15 protein-coding genes are annotated in these 19065 nt (G+C 73.6%); 4 read left to right on the top strand and 11 right to left on the bottom strand.

Annotation, left to right across the window (positions count from 1 at the left end; all coding sequences use genetic code 11):
• Position 1: 1 nt before the first annotated feature.
• A complete protein-coding gene (locus ACZ4M5_RS04245; protein ID WP_467732929.1) occupies positions 2-1186 on the bottom strand; it encodes a MarP family serine protease in 1185 nt (394 codons plus the stop codon).
• 190 nt (positions 1187-1376) lie between these two features.
• Here ACZ4M5_RS04245 and ACZ4M5_RS04240 point away from each other — a divergent pair, with 190 nt between their 5' ends.
• On the top strand, positions 1377-2237 hold the full coding sequence (locus ACZ4M5_RS04240) for a peptidoglycan recognition protein family protein (RefSeq protein ID WP_467732927.1): 861 nt from the start codon (positions 1377-1379) through the stop codon (positions 2235-2237).
• A 34-nt stretch (positions 2238-2271) separates the two neighbouring features.
• Here ACZ4M5_RS04240 and ACZ4M5_RS04235 read toward each other — a convergent pair whose 3' ends face one another.
• From ACZ4M5_RS04235 to ACZ4M5_RS04205, 7 genes are all read right to left on the bottom strand, one after another.
• A complete protein-coding gene (locus ACZ4M5_RS04235; RefSeq protein ID WP_467734229.1) occupies positions 2272-2790 on the bottom strand; it encodes a DUF4240 domain-containing protein in 519 nt (172 codons plus the stop codon).
• A gap of 56 nt (positions 2791-2846) precedes the next feature.
• Positions 2847-3833, bottom strand: coding sequence for a helix-turn-helix transcriptional regulator (locus ACZ4M5_RS04230; RefSeq protein ID WP_467732925.1), 987 nt, complete (start codon positions 3831-3833; stop codon positions 2847-2849).
• 146 nt (positions 3834-3979) lie between these two features.
• Positions 3980-6682, bottom strand: a complete 2703-nt coding sequence (gene aceE, locus ACZ4M5_RS04225) for a pyruvate dehydrogenase (acetyl-transferring), homodimeric type (protein WP_467732923.1) — start codon at positions 6680-6682, stop codon at positions 3980-3982.
• Between the two features lie 266 nt (positions 6683-6948).
• Positions 6949-7572: a GntR family transcriptional regulator gene (locus tag ACZ4M5_RS04220; protein WP_398111218.1), complete on the bottom strand. Its 624-nt coding sequence runs from the start codon at positions 7570-7572 to the stop codon at positions 6949-6951.
• Positions 7573-7850: 278 nt separating this feature from the next.
• Positions 7851-9698 carry a 2-oxoglutarate dehydrogenase, E2 component, dihydrolipoamide succinyltransferase gene (gene sucB / locus ACZ4M5_RS04215; RefSeq protein WP_467732921.1) on the bottom strand — a complete coding sequence of 616 codons (1848 nt, stop codon included), beginning with the start codon at positions 9696-9698 and terminating at the stop codon, positions 7851-7853.
• A 62-nt stretch (positions 9699-9760) separates the two neighbouring features.
• Entirely contained in the window at positions 9761-11149 is a 1389-nt protein-coding gene (lpdA, locus tag ACZ4M5_RS04210; protein WP_467732919.1) for a dihydrolipoyl dehydrogenase, read from the bottom strand.
• Between the two features lie 294 nt (positions 11150-11443).
• Entirely contained in the window at positions 11444-12970 is a 1527-nt protein-coding gene (locus ACZ4M5_RS04205; protein ID WP_467732918.1) for a leucyl aminopeptidase, read from the bottom strand.
• A gap of 304 nt (positions 12971-13274) precedes the next feature.
• Between ACZ4M5_RS04205 and ACZ4M5_RS04200 the strand changes: the two genes are divergently transcribed.
• Complete coding sequence (locus ACZ4M5_RS04200) at positions 13275-14054, top strand: endo alpha-1,4 polygalactosaminidase (protein WP_467732916.1); 780 nt, start codon at positions 13275-13277, stop codon at positions 14052-14054.
• Between the two features lie 118 nt (positions 14055-14172).
• Here ACZ4M5_RS04200 and ACZ4M5_RS04195 read toward each other — a convergent pair whose 3' ends face one another.
• Positions 14173-14955 carry an adenosylcobinamide-GDP ribazoletransferase gene (locus ACZ4M5_RS04195; protein WP_467732914.1) on the bottom strand — a complete coding sequence of 261 codons (783 nt, stop codon included), beginning with the start codon at positions 14953-14955 and terminating at the stop codon, positions 14173-14175.
• A 60-nt stretch (positions 14956-15015) separates the two neighbouring features.
• Here ACZ4M5_RS04195 and ACZ4M5_RS04190 point away from each other — a divergent pair, with 60 nt between their 5' ends.
• Positions 15016-15777 (top strand): hypothetical protein, encoded by a 762-nt coding sequence (locus ACZ4M5_RS04190; RefSeq protein WP_467732912.1) that lies wholly within the window; start codon positions 15016-15018, stop codon positions 15775-15777.
• Here the strand turns inward: ACZ4M5_RS04190 and ACZ4M5_RS04185 are convergent.
• Together ACZ4M5_RS04185 and cobT are read right to left on the bottom strand one after the other, a co-directional pair.
• The gene (locus tag ACZ4M5_RS04185; protein WP_467732910.1) at positions 15717-16415 is read right to left on the bottom strand and encodes a hypothetical protein; all 699 of its coding nucleotides are present in this window, start codon (positions 16413-16415) and stop codon (positions 15717-15719) included. The two genes, ACZ4M5_RS04190 and ACZ4M5_RS04185, sit on opposite strands and share 61 nt — an antisense overlap.
• A gap of 138 nt (positions 16416-16553) precedes the next feature.
• A complete protein-coding gene (gene cobT / locus ACZ4M5_RS04180) occupies positions 16554-17654 on the bottom strand; it encodes a nicotinate-nucleotide--dimethylbenzimidazole phosphoribosyltransferase (protein ID WP_467732908.1) in 1101 nt (366 codons plus the stop codon).
• 181 nt (positions 17655-17835) lie between these two features.
• Here cobT and ACZ4M5_RS04175 point away from each other — a divergent pair, with 181 nt between their 5' ends.
• Positions 17836-18882: a class I SAM-dependent methyltransferase gene (locus ACZ4M5_RS04175; protein ID WP_467732906.1), complete on the top strand. Its 1047-nt coding sequence runs from the start codon at positions 17836-17838 to the stop codon at positions 18880-18882.
• Positions 18883-19065 lie beyond the last annotated feature (183 nt).

The raw sequence follows: 19065 nt of genomic DNA, 5'->3' as shown, positions 1-19065 counted from the left end.
CTCACGACCCGGTGGGCTCGCCGGTGTCCACCGGCGCCGTCGCCCGCGCCGCGCGCCCGGCCTCCGGGGCGACCTCGTCGGCCGTCAGCACGTACCCCGTCTCGGCGTCCGAGGTGGAGCGGGCGAAGACCACGCCGAACACCCGGCCGTCCGTGGTGAGCAGCGGGCCGCCGGAGTTGCCCGGGCGGACCGTGGAGCGGATCGAGTAGATCTCGCGGACGGCCGTCCCTTCGTTGTAGATGTCCTGGCCGGTCGCCCGGACCCGGTTCGCGACCGTGGCCGCCTGCAGGTCCAGGTCGCCGTCCTGCGGATAGCCCGCCACCACCGCCGCGTCCCCGCGCCCGGCGTCGTCGTCGAAACGCAGGACCGGCGCCCGCAGCTCCGGCACGTACAGCACGGCCACGTCCTTCTCCGGGTCGAACAGCACCACCCGCGCCCCGTACGTCCGCCCGACGCCGCCGATCTGCACGGTCGGCTCGTCGATGCCCGCCACCACATGGGCGTTGGTCATCACGTGCCGCGGTGCGTACACGAACCCGCTGCCCTCGCGCCCCTGGGTGCCCGCGACGCCCTCCACCTTCACCGTGCTGCGCTGGGCTGCGCGCGTGGCGGCCCGCGTCACGTTGTCGCCGGTGGGCTCGGCGACCTCCGCCGCCGACTCGCTCTCGAACGGGTTGAAGACCTGCGGGAAGCCTGCCTGGGTCAGCGCGGACGTGGCCTCCGAGAACCAGGCCGGGGTCGTGTCCGGCATCGTCCGCTGCACGGCACCCAGCAGCCGCGAGTCGCGGATCGCCGAGGTGACCGTGGGCGAGGACGAGGCACCCAGGACGCTCGCGGCCACCCACGCCACGATCAGCACCGCGACCGCGTTGGCCACGGCCCCGCCCACCCCGTCCGCCACCCTGAGCGGCCCGCGGTCCAGCTCCCGCCGCAGCCGCAGCGCCAGCCGGCCCGCCAGCTCGTGCACCAGGACCGCCGGCAGCAGCACCGTGAGCACCGCGGTGAGCGTCGCCCGGGTCGTCCCCGGCTCGACCAGGTCCATCACCCACGGCAGGATCCACACGCCGACGACCGCGCCGCCGACGAAACCCGCCAGGGACACGCAGCCGGCCACCAGGCCACGGCGGTACCCGGACGCCGCGTAGGCCAGGACGACCAGCAACAGCAGGATGTCGAGCAGGTCCACGCAACGCCGCCTCTCTCTGGGAACCCCTAGTACGTGCGGGAACGCCCCGTTGATCAGTCGCACCCCGCGCGGCGGAGGAGACCCGCCCCGCACGCGTGCACCCGGAAAAACGGCGCGGACCGTGACGATGGTTCCACCGGGTGGCACATCACACATCGCGGACGGAGCGGAACAGGCCGACAGTGGGACCATGCGTGCCTTCGGAGGTCGGCCAGGGACGCGCAGGCACCGCGCCGCCGGGACGCCCGGCCGGGCGGGCCTGCCGCGCGCGGCCCGGGTGCTGCTCGGCTGCCTGCCGGGCACCGCCGCCGTCGTGGCCCTGGTGCTGTGCGCGCACGGCGTCGAGACGGCCGCCGAGGCCGGCGGCGCGGCCGCGCACCGGCCCGCCACCACCCCTTACGCCGCTCCCCGCCCGCCCATCGTGCCGCGCTCGCAGTGGCTGGGCGGGGCCGCCCGCGCCCAGCCCCGCCCCCGCTACGACGACCGGGTCGCGGCCGTCTTCGTGCACCACACCGACTCGCCCAACGGCTACGACTGCGCCGACGCGCCCCGCATCATCCGCGACGTGTACTCCGGCCAGCGGGGCACCCGCGACTGGGACGACATCGGCTACAACTTCGTCGTCGACCGCTGCGGCACCATCTACGAGGGCCGGGCCGGGGGTGTCGAACGCGCCGTCACCGGCGCCCACACCCAGGGCTTCAACCACCGCACCTCCGGCGTCGCCGCCCTCGGCACCTTCACCGAGGGCATGCCCGTCCCGCAGCCGATGATCCGGTCCATCGCCGCGCTGGCCGCCTGGAAACTCGGCCTGAGCGGCACCGACCCGCGCGCGCACGTCCGCCTGGTCTCCAGCAACGGCCTGAGCCGGTACGCGGCCGGCACCACCGCCACCCTGCCCGCCCTGGCCGGCCACAACGACGGCTACATGACCAGCTGCCCCGGCGCCGCCCTGCACGCCCGGTTGCCGCAGATCCGCGACATGGCGGCCCGGATGCAGGGCAGACCGGCCGCCACGGGGGAGGGCCACAGCCGCCGCGCGGCGTCCTGAGCCCCCGGCCCGCCGCACACGGAGCGGGCTCCGGTCAGTCCCTGAACCGCTCCCACAGCCGGGGGTAGCGCTCGGCCAGCAGCCGCTCGTTCTCGAAGTCCAGCGGCGTGCCCTGCGGCTCCGGGGGCGGCGGCGCGATCTCCAGATCGGGGGCGACCACCCCGGTGAGCTGCTCGTACGCCTCGTCCGCCGCGTAGCCGAGATCCTCGCCGTCGCCGTCGATCTCCTCGTCGAAGTCGTCCAGCAGCCCGGCGAGCGCGTCCGGGTCGTGCAGCGCCCCCTCGAAGACCTCCCGGCCCTGGCCGATCAGCCAGCAGCGGAAGAAGTCGAAGGCGTCGTCGCTGGCGCCGTCCAGCAGCACCCAGGCCGCGCCCCACAGGTCCCAGCGGTAGGCGCGGTTGTAACGGGACTCGAAGTGACGGGCGAAGTCCAGCACCGAGTCCGGGTCCAGCCGGGCGAGCCGTTCCACGAGCAGATCCGCCTGCTCCTCCGGGTCGCCCTCGGCGGCCTCACGGGCGTCGTCCACCAGCTCCCAGAACTCCGTCTCGTCCATCACGGGTCAAGCATCGGCCCTGGGGCACAGGGGCGCACCCGGAGTGGACGGGATCGTTATGCGCCGTCCGTCCGTCGGTACAGGCGCGCCAGCCGTGCGGCGTCCGCGGCGAACCGCTCGCGCAGGCCCGCCGGTTCCAGCACCTCCACCTCGGGGCCCAGCGCCGCGAGCTGGCTGTGCGCCACCTCCTCGGACTCCACCGGGAGGTCCACCCGCACCCAGCCCTCGCCGTCCGGGGCGCCCGCCCCGGCCAGAGCCTCCCGGGCGGTGAACGGGTCGAGGGCGTACGGCAGGGCGCGGACGCCGGCCGGCGACAGCCGCACCACCACCCGCGCCCGCAGGATGGACCGCGCGAACTGCTCGGCCCGCTCCTCCCAGAACGCGGGCAGGTCGAACTCCGGCACCCGCTCGAAGCGCTCCTCGCCCGGTTCCACCGCCGTGAACCGGTCGATCCGGTACACCCGGAAGGACGCGCCCCCGGCCACCCGGGCGCACAGGTACCAGACGCCCGCCTTCAGCACGAGCCCGTAGGGCTCCAGCTCCCGGACGACCTCGTCCTCGCCGCGCCGGTAGCGGGCGCCGATCCGCCGGTCGTCCCACACCGCGTCCGCGACCGCCGGCAGCAGCGCGGGCGTCTCGGGCTCCCGGAACCAGTTCGGCGCGTCCAGGTGGAAGCGCTGCGCGGCCGTCCGGGAGGCGTCCCGGAGGGACGGCAGCAGCGCCGCCGACACCTTCAGCCGGGCCGCCGAGGCCGCGTCCTCCAGACCCATCTCCCGCAGGGCCCCGGGCACCCCGGACAGGAACAGCGCCTCCGCCTCGCCGCGGTGCAGCCCGGTCAGCCGCGTCCGGTACCCGCCGACCAGCCGGTAGCCACCGGCCCGGCCCCGGTCCGCGTAGACCGGCACGCCCGCCTCCGACAGCGCCTGCGCGTCGCGGGTCACCGTCCGCTCCGACACCTCCAGCTCCCGGGCGAGCTCGGCGGCCGTCATGGAGGGCCGGGACTGGAGCAGCAGCACCATCTTGATCAGCCGGGCAGCACGCATAGGGCCATCATGGTGCGTGTTCGGGTGCGGGTGTGCGTGGGGGCCCGCTCCGGCACGCCCCTTCCCCGGGGCGTGGGGGAACAGCGCGACAGGCCCCCACCGGCCCGCGGCCGACGAACGACCGGGACCGATGAGGGCCGCAGAACCTACAGACCGTACTTCTCGCGCGCTTCCTTCACGGACGCCGCCTTGACCTCGCCGCGCCGGGCGAGCTGGGCCAGGGCCGCGACCACGATCGACTCGGCGTCGACACCGAAGTGGCGGCGGGCCGCGTCACGGGTGTCCGACAGGCCGAAGCCGTCGGCGCCCAGCGAGGACCAGTCCTGCTCGACCCACTGCGCGATCTGGTCCGGGACCTGGCGCATGTAGTCGGAGACCGCCAGCACCGGGCCCTCGGCGCCCTGGAGCGCCCGCCGCACGAACGGCACCCGCTCCTCGCCGCGCAGCAGCGCCTCGTCCGCCTCCAGGGCGTCCCGGCGCAGCTCGCTCCACGACGTCGCCGACCACACGTCGGCCGCCACGCCCCACTCCTCGGCCAGCAGCTGCTGCGCCTTGAGCGCCCAGTGGATCGCCGTACCGGAGCCGAGCAGCTGGATCCGAGGGGCGTTCGCCGGGACGGTCACGCCCGCCGACTCCGCCGTGTTGAAGCGGTACAGGCCCTTGACGATGCCCTCGTCGATCCCGGCGACGGACGGCTTCGCCGGCTGCGGCAGCGGCTCGTTGTAGACGGTCAGGTAGTAGAAGACGTCCTGGTCCTCGCCCGGCGCGGCCTCGCCGTACATCCGGCGCAGACCCTCCTTGACGATGGCCGCGACCTCGTAGGCGAACGCCGGGTCGTACGTCAGCGCCGCCGGGTTGGTCGCGGCGATGACGGGGGAGTGGCCGTCGGCGTGCTGCAGGCCCTCGCCGGTGAGCGTGGTGCGGCCGGCCGTGGCGCCGACCAGGAAGCCGCGGCCGAGCTGGTCGCCGAGCTGCCACATCTGGTCGGCCGTGCGCTGCCAGCCGAACATCGAGTAGAAGATGTAGAACGGGATCATCGTCTCGCCGTGCGTCGCGTACGACGTCGAAGCGGCGATGAAGTCGGCCATCGAACCGGCCTCGGTGATCCCCTCGTTGAGGATCTGGCCGTTCTTGGCCTCCTTGTAGTACATCAGCTGGTCGCGGTCGACCGGCTCGTACGTCTGGCCCTTGGGCGAGTAGATGCCGAGGGACGGGAAGAGGCTCTCCATACCGAAGGTGCGCGCCTCGTCCGGGACGATCGGCACCCAGCGCTTGCCGGTCTCCTTGTCACGGACCAGGTCCTTGACGAGACGGACGAACGCCATGGTGGTGGCCACGTTCTGCGAGCCGGAGCCCTTGTCGAAGGACGCGAACGCCTTCTCCGCGGGGGCGGGCAGCGGGGCGACCGGGTGGACGCGCCGGGCCGGGGCCGGACCGCCCAGGGCGGCACGCCGCTCCTGGAGGTAGCGCACCTCGGGAGAGTCGGCGCCGGGGTGGCCGTAGGGGACCACGCCGTCGACGAACGCGCTGTCGGAGATCGGCAGCTCCAGCAGGTCGCGCATGTTCTTGAACTCGTCCACCGAGAGCTTCTTCATCTGGTGGTTGGCGTTCTTCGACGCGAAGCCCTCGCCCAGGGTGTGGCCCTTGACCGTCTGGGCCAGGATCACGGTCGGCGCGCCCTTGTGCTCGACGGCCGCCTTGTACGCGGCGAACACCTTGCGGGACTCGTGACCGCCGCGCGAGAGGTGGAAGCACTCGAGGATCTTGTCGTCGCTCAGCAGCTTCGCCATCTCCACGAGCGCCGGGTCGGCGCCGAAGAAGTTTTGGCGGATGTAGGCCGCGTCGCGCGTCTGGTACGTCTGGATCTGCGCGTCCGGTACCTGGCGCAGGCGGCGTACCAGCGCGCCGGTGGTGTCGAGCTGGAACAGCTCGTCCCAGGCGGTGCCCCACAGCGTCTTGACGACGTTCCAGCCGGCGCCGCGGAACTGGGCCTCCAGCTCCTGCACGATCTTGAAGTTGGCGCGGACCGGGCCGTCCAGGCGCTGCAGGTTGCAGTTGATGACGAACGTGAGGTTGTCGAGCTCCTCACGGGCCGCCAGCGCGAGGGCCGCCGTCGACTCGGGCTCGTCCATCTCGCCGTCGCCGAGGAACGCCCAGACGTGCGAGGCGGAGGTGTCCTTGATGCCGCGGTTGGCCAGGTAGCGGTTGAAGCGCGCCTGGTAGATCGCCGACAGCGGGCCGAGGCCCATGGAGACCGTCGGGAACTCCCACAGCCACGGCAGACGGCGCGGGTGCGGGTAGGAGGGCAGGCCGTTGCCGCCCGCCTCCCGGCGGAAGTTGTCGAGCTGCTCCTCGTTCAGCCGGCCGTCGAGGAACGCGCGGGCGTAGATGCCGGGGGAGGCGTGGCCCTGGATGTAGAGCTGGTCGCCGGAGCCGTCGGCCTCCTTGCCCTTGAAGAAGTGGTTGAAGCCGGTCTCGTAGAGCCAGGCGGCGGAGGCGAAGGTGGCGATGTGGCCGCCGACGCCGTACTTGCTGCCGCGGGTGACCATCGCGGCCGCGTTCCAGCGGTTCCACGCGGTGATCCGCTGCTCCATCGCCTCGTCACCGGGCACGGCCGGCTCGGCGGAGGTGGGGATGGAGTTGACGTAGTCGGTCTCGAGGAGCTTCGGCAGCGCGATGCCGGCGCCCTCGGCGCGCTCCAGCGTGCGGCGCATCAGGTATGCGGCACGGTGCGGCCCGGCAGCCTGGGTGACCGCGTCCAGGGAGGCCTGCCACTCGGCGGTCTCCTCCGGGTCCCGGTCGGGGAGCTGGTCGAGCTCGCTCGGCTGGATGGCGTTGGGGTCGGTCATGTCGCCGCCTTCCTCAGTCGAAGGGGGTTCCCTCACGTAAGGGGATCGGGGGTGCCCTTGGTCTTTGGCAGGACAGGGCGGAGGCTTCGGTGGAAGCCCGTCGGCGACTGTAACTCCCTGATCGATGATCGATCAAAGGGTTGAGGGGCAAAACCTCTTGATCACGAGAAAGTAGGCACGCGGTGCCTCCGGCGGTGGCACGCGGTGACTGCCTTTCGCACGGTTTTCGCAGGTCGGAGGCGATTGAGCGGACCCGCGCTCGGGTGTCACGCCCGGGGCGCGCAGCCCAGGACGTGGGCCTTCACCAGCTCGGCGATCCGGGGGTCGCGGCGCTTGAATGCGGCGACCAGCTCCTCGTGCTCCTCGGCGTACGACTGCTGCCGCGTGCCCAGCCAGCGGATCGACAGGGCCGTGAACACCTCGATGCCCAGGCCCTCCCAGGTGTGCAGCAGGACCGAGTTCCCGGCGGCGCGGACCAGTTCGCGGTGGAAGGCGACGGTGTGGCGGACCTGGGCGGTGCCGTCGGAGACGCGGTCGGCCTCGTGCAGGGCGCTGACGTGGGGCTCCAGCGCCGAGCAGTCCTCCGCGAGGCCCTCGGCGGCCAGCTCCGCCGCGATGGCCTCCAGACCGGCCCGGACCGGATAGCTCTCCTCCAGGTCGGCGGCGGTCAGGTTCCGCACCCGGACGCCCTTGTTGGGAGCCGACTCGATCAGGCGCAGCGACTCCAGCTCGCGCAGGGCCTCGCGGACCGGGGTCTGGCTGACCTCCAGCTCGGTGGCGATCCGGCGCTCGACGATCCGCTCGCCCGGCTGCCAGCGTCCGCTGATGATCCCTTCCAGGATGTGCTCGCGGATCTGTTCGCGCAGCGAGTGGATGACGGGCGCGGTCATGAGGGCTCCTCGGTCGGGATCGACGCTTAGACAATACGGCCGGTTCGCTCCGCGGGTGGGGCCGACGAGCGTGCTTGCACGCAGGTGAGACATGTTGCACACGGTGCGTGCGGCGCCCGGGATCCCGGCTGCTGCGCGCGTGGGCGGCTGCCGGTCGCCGGTGGCTCGCCGCGCCCACGCGGCGGAGCCGCACATGTCACGGCCCCGCGCCCCTCGGGTACGACGATGCCCCGCCCGGGAGATCCGAGCGGGGCACCGCGCAACCGTGGAACCGAAGGTCAGAGACCGAGCTCGACCTCGAACTCGCCGGCCTCCAGGATGGCCTTGACCGCCGTCAGGTAGCGGGCGGCGTCGGCGCCGTCCACCAGACGGTGGTCGTAGGACAGGGTCAGGTACGTCATGTCCCGGACGCCGATGACGGGGCCGTCCTCGGTGTCGATCACGGCGGGGCGCTTGACCGTGGCGCCGATGCCGAGGATCGCGACCTGGCCCGGCGGCACGATGATCGTGTCGAAGAGCGCGCCGCGCGACCCGGTGTTGGAGATGGTGAAGGTCGCACCGGACAGCTCGTCCGGGGTGATCTTGCTGGCGCGGACCTTGCCCGCCAGGTCGGCCGTGGCCTTGGCGATACCGGCGAGGTTGAGGTCGCCGGCGTTCTTGATGACCGGGGTCATCAGGCCCTTCTCGGAGTCCACCGCGATACCGATGTGCTCGGTGTCGAAGTAGGTGATGGTCCCCTCGGCCTCGTTGATCCGGGCGTTGACCGGCGCGTGCGCCTTCAGCGCCTGGGCGGCGGCCTTGACGAAGAACGGCATCGGGGAGAGCTTGACGCCCTCACGGGCCGCGAACGCGTCCTTGGCACGGGCGCGCAGCTTCATCAGGCGGGTGACGTCGACCTCGACGACCGAGGACAGCTGCGCCTGCTCGTGCAGGGCCTTGACCATGTTGTCGCCGATGACCTTGCGGATGCGCGGCATCTTGACGGTCTGGCCGCGCAGCGGGGAGGCCTCCAGCACCGGGGCCTTCTTCGCGGCCGACGGGGCGGCAGCGGCGGGGGCCGGGGTGGCGGCGGCGCTCTTGGCGGCCTCGGCGGCGGCGACGACGTCCTGCTTGCGGATACGCCCGCCGACGCCGGTGCCCTTGACGGTGGACAGGTCGACGCCCTGCTCGGCGGCGAGCTTGCGCACCAGCGGGGTGACGTAGGCGCCGTCGTCGGCCGGCTTGGCGGCGGCCGGAGCCGGGGCCTGGGCCGGAGCCGGCGCCGGAGCGGACGGGACCGGGTCAGGGGCCGGGGTGGTCTGCTGCTGCGGGGCCGGGGCCGAGGGGGCCTGCGGAGCCGGGGCCTGCTGGGCCGGGGCGGCCTGCTGCGGAGCCGGGGCCTGGGCGGGCTCGGGCTGGGCCGGAGCGGGCTGCGCCGGGGCGGGCTCGGGCTGCGCCGGGGCGGCCGGGGCCTCCTGCGCGGGGGCGGCGGCCGGAGCGGCACCCGCCTCGCCGATGACGGCGAGCTTGGCGCCCACCTCGGCGGTCTCGTCCTCGCCCACCACGATCTCCAGCAGCGTGCCGGAGGTCGGGGCGGGGATCTCGGTGTCGACCTTGTCCGTCGACACCTCCAGCAGCGGCTCGTCGGCCTCGACCGTGTCGCCGACCGACTTCAGCCAGCGGGTGACGGTGCCCTCGGTGACGGACTCGCCGAGCGCGGGCAGGACGACGTCCGTGCCCTCGGCGGAGCCGCCGCCGCCGGCGGCGGCGTCGGCGGTCGGGGCGGGCGCCGGGGCGGACTGCTCGGTGGAGGGGGCGGCCGCGGCCGGCTCCGGGGCGGGCTCGGCGACCTGCTCGGCCTGCGGGGCCTGCTCGGCGGCCGGGGCCTCCTGGGCGGCGGGGGCGCCGGAACCGTCGTCGATGAGCGCCAGCTCGGCGCCGACCTCGACGGTCTCGTCCTCGGCGACCTTGATGGAGGACAGCACGCCGGAGGCGGGGGAGGGGATCTCGGTGTCGACCTTGTCGGTGGAGACCTCGAGCAGGGGCTCGTCGGCCTCGACGCGCTCACCCTCGGCCTTCAGCCAGCGGGTGACGGTGCCCTCGGTGACGCTCTCGCCGAGCGCCGGAAGGGTTACGGAAACCGCCATGGTTTCGGTTGCTCCTTACGGAAAGTGCGGAAGTCTGTGTCGTCGCGTTCGTCGACCGAGGGTCAGTCGTGCGCGTGGAGGGGCTTGCCGGCCAGGGCCAGGTGGGCCTCGCCGAGCGCCTCGTTCTGCGTCGGGTGGGCGTGGATGAGCTGCGCGACCTCGGCGGGCAGCGCCTCCCAGTTGTAGATCAGCTGGGCTTCGCCGACCTGCTCGCCCATGCGGTCGCCGACCATGTGGACGCCGACGACGGCACCGTCCTTGACCTGGACGAGCTTGATCTCGCCCGCGGTGTTCAGGATCTTGCTCCTGCCGTTGCCCGCGAGGTTGTACTTCAGAGCGACGACCTTGTCCGCACCGTAGATCTCCTTGGCCTTGGCCTCGGTGATGCCGACGGAGGCGACCTCGGGGTGGCAGTACGTCACCCGCGGGACACCGTCGTAGTCGATCGGGACGGTCTTCAGACCGGCCAGACGCTCCGCCACCAGGATGCCCTCCGCGAAGCCGACGTGCGCGAGCTGGAGGGTCGGGACCAGGTCACCGACGGCGGAGATGGTCGGCACGTTCGTGCGCATGTACTCGTCGACCAGGACGTAGCCGCGGTCCATCGCGACGCCCTGCTCCTCGTAGCCCAGGCCCTGGGAGACCGGGCCGCGGCCGATGGCCACCAGCAGGATCTCGGCCTCGAACTGCTTGCCGTCGGCCAGGGTGACCTTGACACCGTCCTGGGTGTACTCGGCGCTCTGGAAGAACGTGCCCAGGTTGAACTTGATGCCGCGCTTGCGGAAGGCGCGCTCCAGCAGCTTGGAGGAGTTCTCGTCCTCGACCGGGACGAGGTGCTTCAGGCCCTCGACGATCGTGACCTCGGTGCCGAAGGACTTCCACGCGGAGGCAAACTCGACGCCGATGACGCCGCCGCCCAGGATGATCGCGGACTTCGGCACGCGGTCCAGGACGAGGGCGTGGTCGGAGGAGATGATCCGGTTGCCGTCGATCTCCAGGCCCGGCAGCGACTTCGGCACGGAGCCGGTCGCGAGCAGGACGTGGCGGCCCTCCACGCGGCGGCCGTCGACGTCGACGGAGGTGGGGGAGGACAGCCGGCCCTCACCCTCGATGTAGGTCACCTTGCGGGAGGCGACCAGACCCTGCAGGCCCTTGTACAGGCCCGCGACCACGCCGTCCTTGTACTTGTGGACACCGGCGATGTCGATGCCCTCGAGGGTGGCCTTGACACCGAACTGCTCGCTCTCGCGGGCCTGGTCGGCGATCTCGCCCGCGTGCAGCAGGGCCTTGGTGGGGATGCATCCCCGGTGCAGGCAGGTGCCGCCGACCTTGTCCTTCTCGATCAGGGCGACGTCCAGGCCCAGCTGCGCCCCGCGCAGGGCCGCGGCGTAACCACCGCTGCCACCGCCGAGGATCACTAGGTCGAAAACGGTGCTGGCGTCGTTCGCCACGTCACGTCCTCCATGCATGTGCGCCGTGAGCCGGTCGTCAGTGACCGGCAGGCGGCTGGTGTCCGGCCGCTCGTTCTTCGGCCCTTCGGTGGGGCCCTGTCCTGCCGAGCCCCATCTTCGCACTTGTCGGCACACAAGGAGACGCCGGGCTGCGGTGTGAGACACCCCACGTTCAATTGAGCCACCCCACGAGATGCCGGAGGGCAGCGCCCAAGGGGCGCGGGGAACTGCGCGAACAGCCCCCACGCCCCCGCACTCGCCGCACGACGGGCGAGACCGAGCTAAGAGGCGAACTCAGCCAAGGTCGCCGGCAGCCGTCAGCTCCGCCAGCCGCACCAGCGTCCGCACGGCCGTCCCCGTGCCACCCTTCGGCGTGTAACCGAACGGCCCGCCCTCGTTGAAGGCCGGCCCGGCGATGTCCAGGTGCGCCCAGGTGATGCCCTCGCCCACGAACTCGCGCAGGAACAGACCGGCGACCAGGCCGCCGCCCATCCGCTCACCCATGTTCGCGATGTCGGCCGTCGGCGAGTCCATGCCCTTGCGCAGGTGCTCCGGCAGCGGCATCGGCCACGCCGGCTCCCCGACCTCCTCGGCGGCCTCCAGCACCGCCGTGCGGAAGGCGTCGTCGTTGCCCATGATCCCGAACGTCCGGTTGCCCAGCGCCAGCACCATCGCCCCGGTCAGGGTCGCCACGTCGATGATCGCGTCCGGCTTCTCCTGCGACGCGGCCCACAGCGCGTCGGCCAGCACCAGGCGGCCCTCCGCGTCCGTGTTGAGGACCTCGACGGTCTTGCCGCTGTACATGCGCAGCACGTCACCCGGACGGGTCGCGGACCCGGAGGGCATGTTCTCGGCGAGCGCCAGCCAGCCGGTGACGTTGACCTCCAGGCCGAGGCGCGCGGCGGCGACGACCGCGGCGAACACCGCGGCGGCGCCGCTCATGTCGCACTTCATCGTCTCGTTGTGGCCGGCCGGCTTCAGCGAGATGCCGCCCGAGTCGTAGGTGATCCCCTTGCCGACGAGAGCGAGGTGCTTCTTGGCCTTGGAGGAGGTGTAGGACAGCTTCACCAGGCGCGGACCGGACGCGGAGCCCGCCCCGACGCCGAGGATGCCGCCGTAGCCGCCCTTGACGAGGGCCTTCTCGTCGAGCACCTGCACCTTGATGCCGTGTTCCTTGGCCGCGGCCTGGGCGATCGCGGCGAACGCCTCGGGGTTGAGGTCGTTCGGCGGGGTGTTGATGAGGTCGCGGGCGCGGTTCAGCTCCTCGGCCACGGCGACGGCCCGCTCGACGGCCGCCTTGTGGGCCTTGTCGCGGGGCTTGCCGCCGAGCAGCGTGGCCTCGGCGAGGGGCGCCTTGCCGTTCCCGGACCGGGCGTCCTTGCCGTTCTCCTTGTACGCGTCGAAGGAGTACGCGCCGAGCAGCGCGCCCTCGCCGATCGCGGCCACGTCGGCGGCGTCGGTCAGGGGCAGGGCGAAGGCGGCCTTCTTGAGACCGGCCAGGGCGCGGGCGGCGACGCCGGCGGCCTTGCGCAGGGCCTCGGCGGCGTAGTCGGCGTCCTTCTCGGGCACCGCGCCCAGGCCCACCGCCAGCACGAGCGGGGCCTTGAAGCCGGACGGCGCCGGCAGCTTCGTCGACTCGCCCTCGGCACCGGAGGCGCCGAGAGTCTCCAGGACGCCGGCGAGCCTGCCGTCGTACGCCTTGTCCACGGCCTCGGCGCCCGGCGCGACGACCGGTCCCTTGGCACCCTTGGCCACACCGATCACGATGGCGTCGGCCCGCAGACCGGGCGCCGCGGCGGTGCTGAGAGTGAGAGCAGTCACGGTGGTGAAATCTCGCTTCCGATGTGAAGTTGCGGTGGTCGAACGGTGTGGGTCGACCGGGCCCGAGCCGACCCTAGTCCGGCCCCTGGGGCCGGTGGTCACGGGGCCTTCCCCGGTACGGCGAACACTCGACGACGAGACTACGCGCGTGGCCCGCCCGGCTCATGCCCCGCGTGCGTTCACCTGCCCGTGGCCCGGCGGCCATGCCCGGTTCCCCGCACCGGTGAACCGGGCCCGGCGGGGCGGGGGATGATCGTCGGGGACACCCCCGCCCCGCCCCGAACCCCCCTGCGGAGAACGCCTCGTGAGACGCCCGTCCCTGCTCCTGGTCCTGCTCGCCCTGCTGCTCGCGGGCTGTTCGGGGCCCCCGGACGACGGGTCCGGCCCGCGCTGGCAGCCCCGCCCCGGCACCGACTGGCAGTGGCAGCTCAGCGGACGCCTGGACACCTCCGTCGACGTGCCGGTCTACGACATCGACGGCTACGACCACTCCGCGGACACGGTCGCCCGGCTGCACGACGACGGCCGCAAGGTCATCTGCTACCTCTCCACCGGCGCCTGGGAGGAGTTCCGGCCGGACGCGAAGAAGTTCCCGGCGTCCGTGCTGGGCCGCGGCAACGGCTGGAAGGGCGAGCGCTGGCTCGACATCCGCCGCACCGACGTCCTGCGGCCGCTGATGGCCGCCCGGATCGACATGTGCCGGGACAAGGGCTTCGACGCGGTGGAACCGGACAACATGGACGGCTACCGGAACGACACCGGCTTCCCCCTCACCGCCGCGGACCAGCTCCGCTACAACCGCCTGATCGCCCGCCTGGCCCACGAGCGCGGTCTGGCCGTCGGGCTGAAGAACGACCTGGACCAGATCCCGGAGCTCGTCGGGGACTTCGACTTCGCGGTCAACGAGCAGTGCGCCCAGTACGGGGAGTGCGCGGCGCTGAAGCCGTTCGTCGACGCGGACAAGGCCGTCTTCCACGTCGAGTACGAGCTGCCCACCGGCCGCTTCTGCCCCGACTCCCGCCGCATGCGGCTGAGTTCGCTGCTCAAGAAGTACGAACTGGGGGTGTGGCGCCGGGCGTGCTGAAGCCGGTGCCGGTCACCGAGGTGCCCGCGAGCCGGTCCGCGAGCGACCGGCGCCCGGGGGAGCGACACGGAGAGGTCCACGACCGTGGTGACGGCAGGAGGACGGCGGGGAGATCGTTTCAGCCCAGTGAGACAACGACCAGCGCCGTGGTCGCGGCCGTCTCCGCCAGCCCGCCGAAGACGTCCCCGGTGATCCCGCCGAGACGGCGGATGCAGTGCCGCAGGAGTGCCTCGGCGGCGACCAGGGCCAGGACCACCGCGAGGACGGCCCGCAGCGCCCCGTACGGTCCGCAGGCGCCGCCCGCCGCTGCCGCCGCCAGCGCCACCAGGAGTCCGGCGGCCGCGGCCGCCCGCACCGGCACCACGCCCGCCACCGCCGCCCCGAGCCCCTCCGGCCGGGCCGCGGGGACACCGGACCGGGCCGCCAGCGTCAGCGCAAGCCGGGCCACCGTCGCCGACAGGACCGCGGCGCAGGCGCCCCGGGTCCAGGAGTCCTCGTAGGACTGGGCGAGCGCGGCGGCCTGGCCGAGCAGGACCAGGACCAGGGTGATCACGCCGAACGGCCCGATGTCCGACTGCTTCATGATCCGCAGGGCGCCCTCCGCGGGCTTGCCGCTGCCCAGCCCGTCCGCGGTGTCCGCGAGCCCGTCGAGGTGCAGGCCCCGGGTGAGGGCCGCCGGCACGGCGACCGTCGCCACCGCGGCGAGCGGCGTGCCCGCGCCCAGGACCAGCAGCAGCAGTCCGAGGCCGGCCGCGGCCGCGCCCACGGCCAGGCCGGCGAGCGGGGCGCACAGCATGCCGCCGCGGGCCGCCTCGCGATCCCACCGGGTCACCCGGACCGGGAACACCGTCAGGGTGCCGAAGGCGAAACGGAGGCCGTCGAGGGGCGAGGTTCTGGGCACCGGCGCAGGCTACCGGCCGGTCAGGAGAGCGGTGACGGCAGGCGAGGATAAAGTTCACATATGGGATGGCTGTCGCGGAACATCATCGAACCCGGCAAGCTTCCGCTGCTCCTCGCCCTCGTCGCCTTCGTACTGACCTTCGTGATCACCCGGGGCATCACCCGACTGATCCGGGCCGGCAAGGGCCCCTTCGGCAACATCAGCAGCGGAGGCGTCCACGTCCACCACGTGGTCCCCGGGGTCATCCTGACGCTCGTCGGCGGCTTCGGCGCGGTCGCGGGCGGGCAGCACGGCTTCGGCTCGTGCCTGGCGGCGGTGCTGTTCGGCATCGGCGCGGGCCTCGTGCTGGACGAGTTCGCCCTCGTGCTGCACCTGGCCGACGTCTACTGGACCCCGGACGGACGCAAGAGCGTGGAGATGGTGGTGCTCACCGCCGCCCTCGTCGGGCTGCTCCTGATCGGCTTCTCGCCCCTCGGGGTGGACGACCTCACCGAGGACCAGCAGCAGAACCGCGCCGCCGTCCTCGCCAACGTCCTGGTGAACTTCGGCTTCGCCCTCATCGCCCTGTTCAAGGGCAAGGTCCGCATGGCCGTCCTGGGCGTGATCGTCCCGCTCGTGGCGCTGGTCGGCGCCGTACGGCTGGCCCGCCCGGCCTCCCCGTGGGCCAAGCGGTTCTACCGCAACCGCCCCCGTGCCCGGGCCAAGTCCGGCCTGCGCGCCTATCACCACGACCGTCGCTGGGTGGGCCCCCGGCGCGCCTTTCAGGACTGGATCGGCGGCGCCCCGGACCCCGAGCCCGCCCGCGCCCTCGAACGCCGCTGACGCACCTCGCCGGCCGCGCACAGCACCAGTACGGCCGCGATCGCGGCGAGGTGCTCCTTGCCCGCTAGGTTCGCCTTCAGCGCGACCTCGGCCACCATCGCCGCGATCACCAGCCCGGCGGTGACGAAGGCGCGCAGGCGCCAGCCGACGAAGACGGCCAGGCCCACCACGGCCGCCGACGGCCCGGTGTCCACCACCCGCGCGTCCGAGGCGGGCAGGCCGAGCGGCGAGTCCGGTCCCAGCCAGATGCCCAGCCGGGCGTAGAGGGTGCCGGCGAGCGTGGCGACGTAGGCGATCGCCAGGGTCCGCCGGCGGCCCAGGCACAGCTCCGCGATCCCGAACACCAGCAGCAGCTGCACGAGCGCACCCCAGACCGGCAGGTCCAGCGCGGGCACGAACAGGGACAGCGGCGTGCGCAGCAGCGCCAGCCACAACGGGTCCTCGGCCCGCACGCCCCCGGCGTTCTGCACGAACCGGTGGCCCCACTCCCGGCCGTCCGCGAAGTGCAGCGCCGCCGTGAGGCACACGGACGTGACCGCCAGCGGCACGGCCCGCCACCGCCGCCGCGCCAGCGGCCCGCGCACCGCGGCGGCCAACGGCCCCCATTCGGCGCGGGCCCAGCGGGCGAGCGTGCTCATCGGGCCGTCCTCGTCGGTGCGGTGGTCCGGGTGCGGGTGCGGTTGTCCGTGAATCAGTCAAACCGACACCGTGTTCCAAGACCGACCGGAACGGGACGACGTTGAGCCGGGCGTGCGTGACCTGGATCTCCGGCGTGCCTACGACTCGGCGGGAACCTCCGGGGCGGGCGACGCGTCGGCCGCCTCGGACTCCTTCGGCCGCTCGGGCAGTTCCGCGGCCAGCGCGGCCGCCGCCTGCACCAGCGGCAGGGCCAGCAGCCCGCCGGTGCCCTCCCCGACGGTCACGCCGTGGCCGAGCAGCGGCTCCAGCGCCATCCGGTCCAGCGCCTTGGCCTGCCCGGGCTCACCGCTGTCGTGCGCGGCCAGCCACCAGTCCGGCGCCCGGAACGCGATCCGCTGCCCGACCAGCGCGCACGCGGCCGTCACCACGCCGTCGAGCACCACGGGCAGCTTGCGCACCGCGCACTGCAACAGGAAGCCCGTCATGGCCGCGAGGTCGGCGCCGCCCACCGTCGCCAGCAGCTGCATCTGGTCCCCGAGCACCGGCCGGGCCCGGCGCAGCGCGTCCCGGATGGCCGCGCACTTGCGCATCCACGCCAGGTCGTCGACGGCCTGCCCGCCGCGCCCGGTGACCACCGACGCGTCGACCCCGCACAGCGCGGCGACCAGCACGCCCGCCGCCGTGGTCCCGCCGACGCTCACGTCGCCGAGCACCACCAGGTCCGTGCCCGAGTCGGCCTCCTCGTCGGCCACCGCCATCCCGGCCCGGAAGGCTGCCTCGGCCTCGTCGAGGCTCAGCGCGTCCTCGATGTCGATCCGCCCGCTGCCGCGCCGCACCCGATGGCGTACGACGTCCTCGGGCAGGGTCTCCGGGTCGCAGTCCAGGGCCATGTCGACGATCCGTACGGGCACGCCCAGGCGGCGGGCGAGGACCGACACCGGCCGCCCGCCCTCCAGCACCTCGCGCACCGACTCCGCCGCGCCGCCCGCCGGGCGGGCCGAGACGCCCAGGGCGGCGACGCCGTGATCGCCGGCGAAGAGCACCACCCGCGGCCGTTCCACCGGCCGCACCGGCACCGCCGACTGCGCCGCGGCCAGCCACTCACCCAGGTCGTCCAGCCGGCCCAGCGACCCGGGCGGCACGACCTGTCGCTCCCGGCGCGCCTCGGCGTCACGGCGGATCCCGCCGTCCGGACGCTCGATCAGATCGGAGAAGTCGTCGAGATTAAGCGAGCTCATTCGCCGAACAGTACCGGCCGTGGTCGAACGGCAGGGCGCCACGTCACGACTCCGCCGGGACGTCATCGTTGCACCCGGCACCGGCATCCCATACGTTCCCTTTCGCGCGGATTGTCCTACATGTTCATCCCCGGGGCATCCCCGCCGTCCTGCCGTACGCCGTCGTGCCCGGGAGCCGCCCATGCCCGCCCGTCCCGCCCCCTCCGCGCCCCCCGCCCCCCGCACCAGCGCCCCGGTCCACGAACCGCGCCGGGAGGACTGCCCCTGGTGCGGCTCCGCGCGACTGCGCAACCGGCTGCGGACCGGTGACGTACGGGAGTACAAGCCGGGCGTCTTCACCGTCGACGAGTGCCGCGAGTGCGGCCACACCTTCCAGAACCCCCGCCTCACGGCCGAGGGCCTGGCCCTGTACCACCGCAGTGTGCGCGGGGCGCCCCGGGACCCGGCGAGCGACGGCCTCCTCGCCCTGCGGGCCAGCCCCCGCCGGCACCGCTCGGCCGCCCGGGCGATGCTGCGCACCGGGGAGCCGGAGAGCTGGCTGGACGTCGGCACCGGCCACGCCCGCTTCCCGGCGACGGCCCGGCGGTACTTCCCCTACACCGCCTTCGACGGCCTGGACCCCACGCCCCGGGTGGTGCGCGCCCGCTCCGCCGACCGCGTCGAGGAGGCCCACGTCGGCCGGCTGACGGACCCCCGCATCGCCGGCGAGCTGCGCGGCCGCTACGACGTGGTCAGCATGCTCCACCACCTGGAGGGCACGCCCGACCCCCGGGCGGAACTGCGGGCCGCGCTCACCGTGCTGCGCCCGGGCGGGCACCTGATCGTCGAGACCCTCAGCCCCCGCAGCGTCTTCGCCGCCCTCCTGGGCCGCTGGTGGCTCCCCTACGACCAGCCCCGCCACCTGCACCTGCTGCCCCCGCGCAACCTCCGCGCCGAACTCGAGTCGGCCGGCTGCGAGGTCCTGACGCTCGACCACCGCCCGGTCCACATCCCGCACGACCTCTCCGGCGCCCTGGCCCTGGCCATCTCCCACGGCCTCCCGGCCCCGGACACCCCCTGGCGGGCCGTCCCCCCGCCCCCGCTCCACCGGCACACCCGCACGGCCCTGCTGCGGGCGGGCGTCCCCCTGGTGGCGCTGGCGGCGGCCGCGGACCATCTGATCGCCCCGGTGGCCCGGCGCACCCGCTTCGCCAACACCTACCGGGTGATCGCCCGCAAGACCCCCTGAAACCCGTCGTCCGGATCCGTACGGCGTCGCGGAGCCCCGCACGCCCCTGCGCGGCGCGGTCGCAGCGTGCCGAGACTCCGGGTCGGCGCGCTCCTCCGCCTCGGCAGCCGGACGCACCGGGTCCCGCCCGGGCCGGGCGACGGGAACCGAGCCGCCGCACGGCCGGCCGGCCGGACCCGCGCG

The sequence above is a fragment of the Streptomyces sp. NPDC026246 genome (assembly GCF_055567995.1).
This window is presented reverse-complemented; position numbering and strand designations above follow the sequence as displayed.

Bases quoted from the DNA above. Each gene is read 5' to 3' on its own strand.
- ACZ4M5_RS04240 (WP_467732927.1), top strand. From the start codon at position 1,377: ATGCGTGCCTTCGGAGGTCGGCCAGGGACGCGCAGGCACCGCGCCGCC.
- ACZ4M5_RS04235 (WP_467734229.1), bottom strand. From the start codon at position 2,790: ATGGACGAGACGGAGTTCTGGGAGCTGGTGGACGACGCCCGTGAGGCC.
- ACZ4M5_RS04230 (WP_467732925.1), bottom strand. From the start codon at position 3,833: ATGCGTGCTGCCCGGCTGATCAAGATGGTGCTGCTGCTCCAGTCCCGG.
- aceE (WP_467732923.1), bottom strand. From the start codon at position 6,682: ATGACCGACCCCAACGCCATCCAGCCGAGCGAGCTCGACCAGCTCCCC.
- ACZ4M5_RS04220 (WP_398111218.1), bottom strand. From the start codon at position 7,572: ATGACCGCGCCCGTCATCCACTCGCTGCGCGAACAGATCCGCGAGCAC.
- sucB (WP_467732921.1), bottom strand. From the start codon at position 9,698: ATGGCGGTTTCCGTAACCCTTCCGGCGCTCGGCGAGAGCGTCACCGAG.
- ACZ4M5_RS04190 (WP_467732912.1), top strand. From the start codon at position 15,016: ATGGGATGGCTGTCGCGGAACATCATCGAACCCGGCAAGCTTCCGCTG.
- ACZ4M5_RS04185 (WP_467732910.1), bottom strand. From the start codon at position 16,415: ATGAGCACGCTCGCCCGCTGGGCCCGCGCCGAATGGGGGCCGTTGGCC.
- cobT (WP_467732908.1), bottom strand. From the start codon at position 17,654: ATGAGCTCGCTTAATCTCGACGACTTCTCCGATCTGATCGAGCGTCCG.
- ACZ4M5_RS04175 (WP_467732906.1), top strand. From the start codon at position 17,836: ATGCCCGCCCGTCCCGCCCCCTCCGCGCCCCCCGCCCCCCGCACCAGC.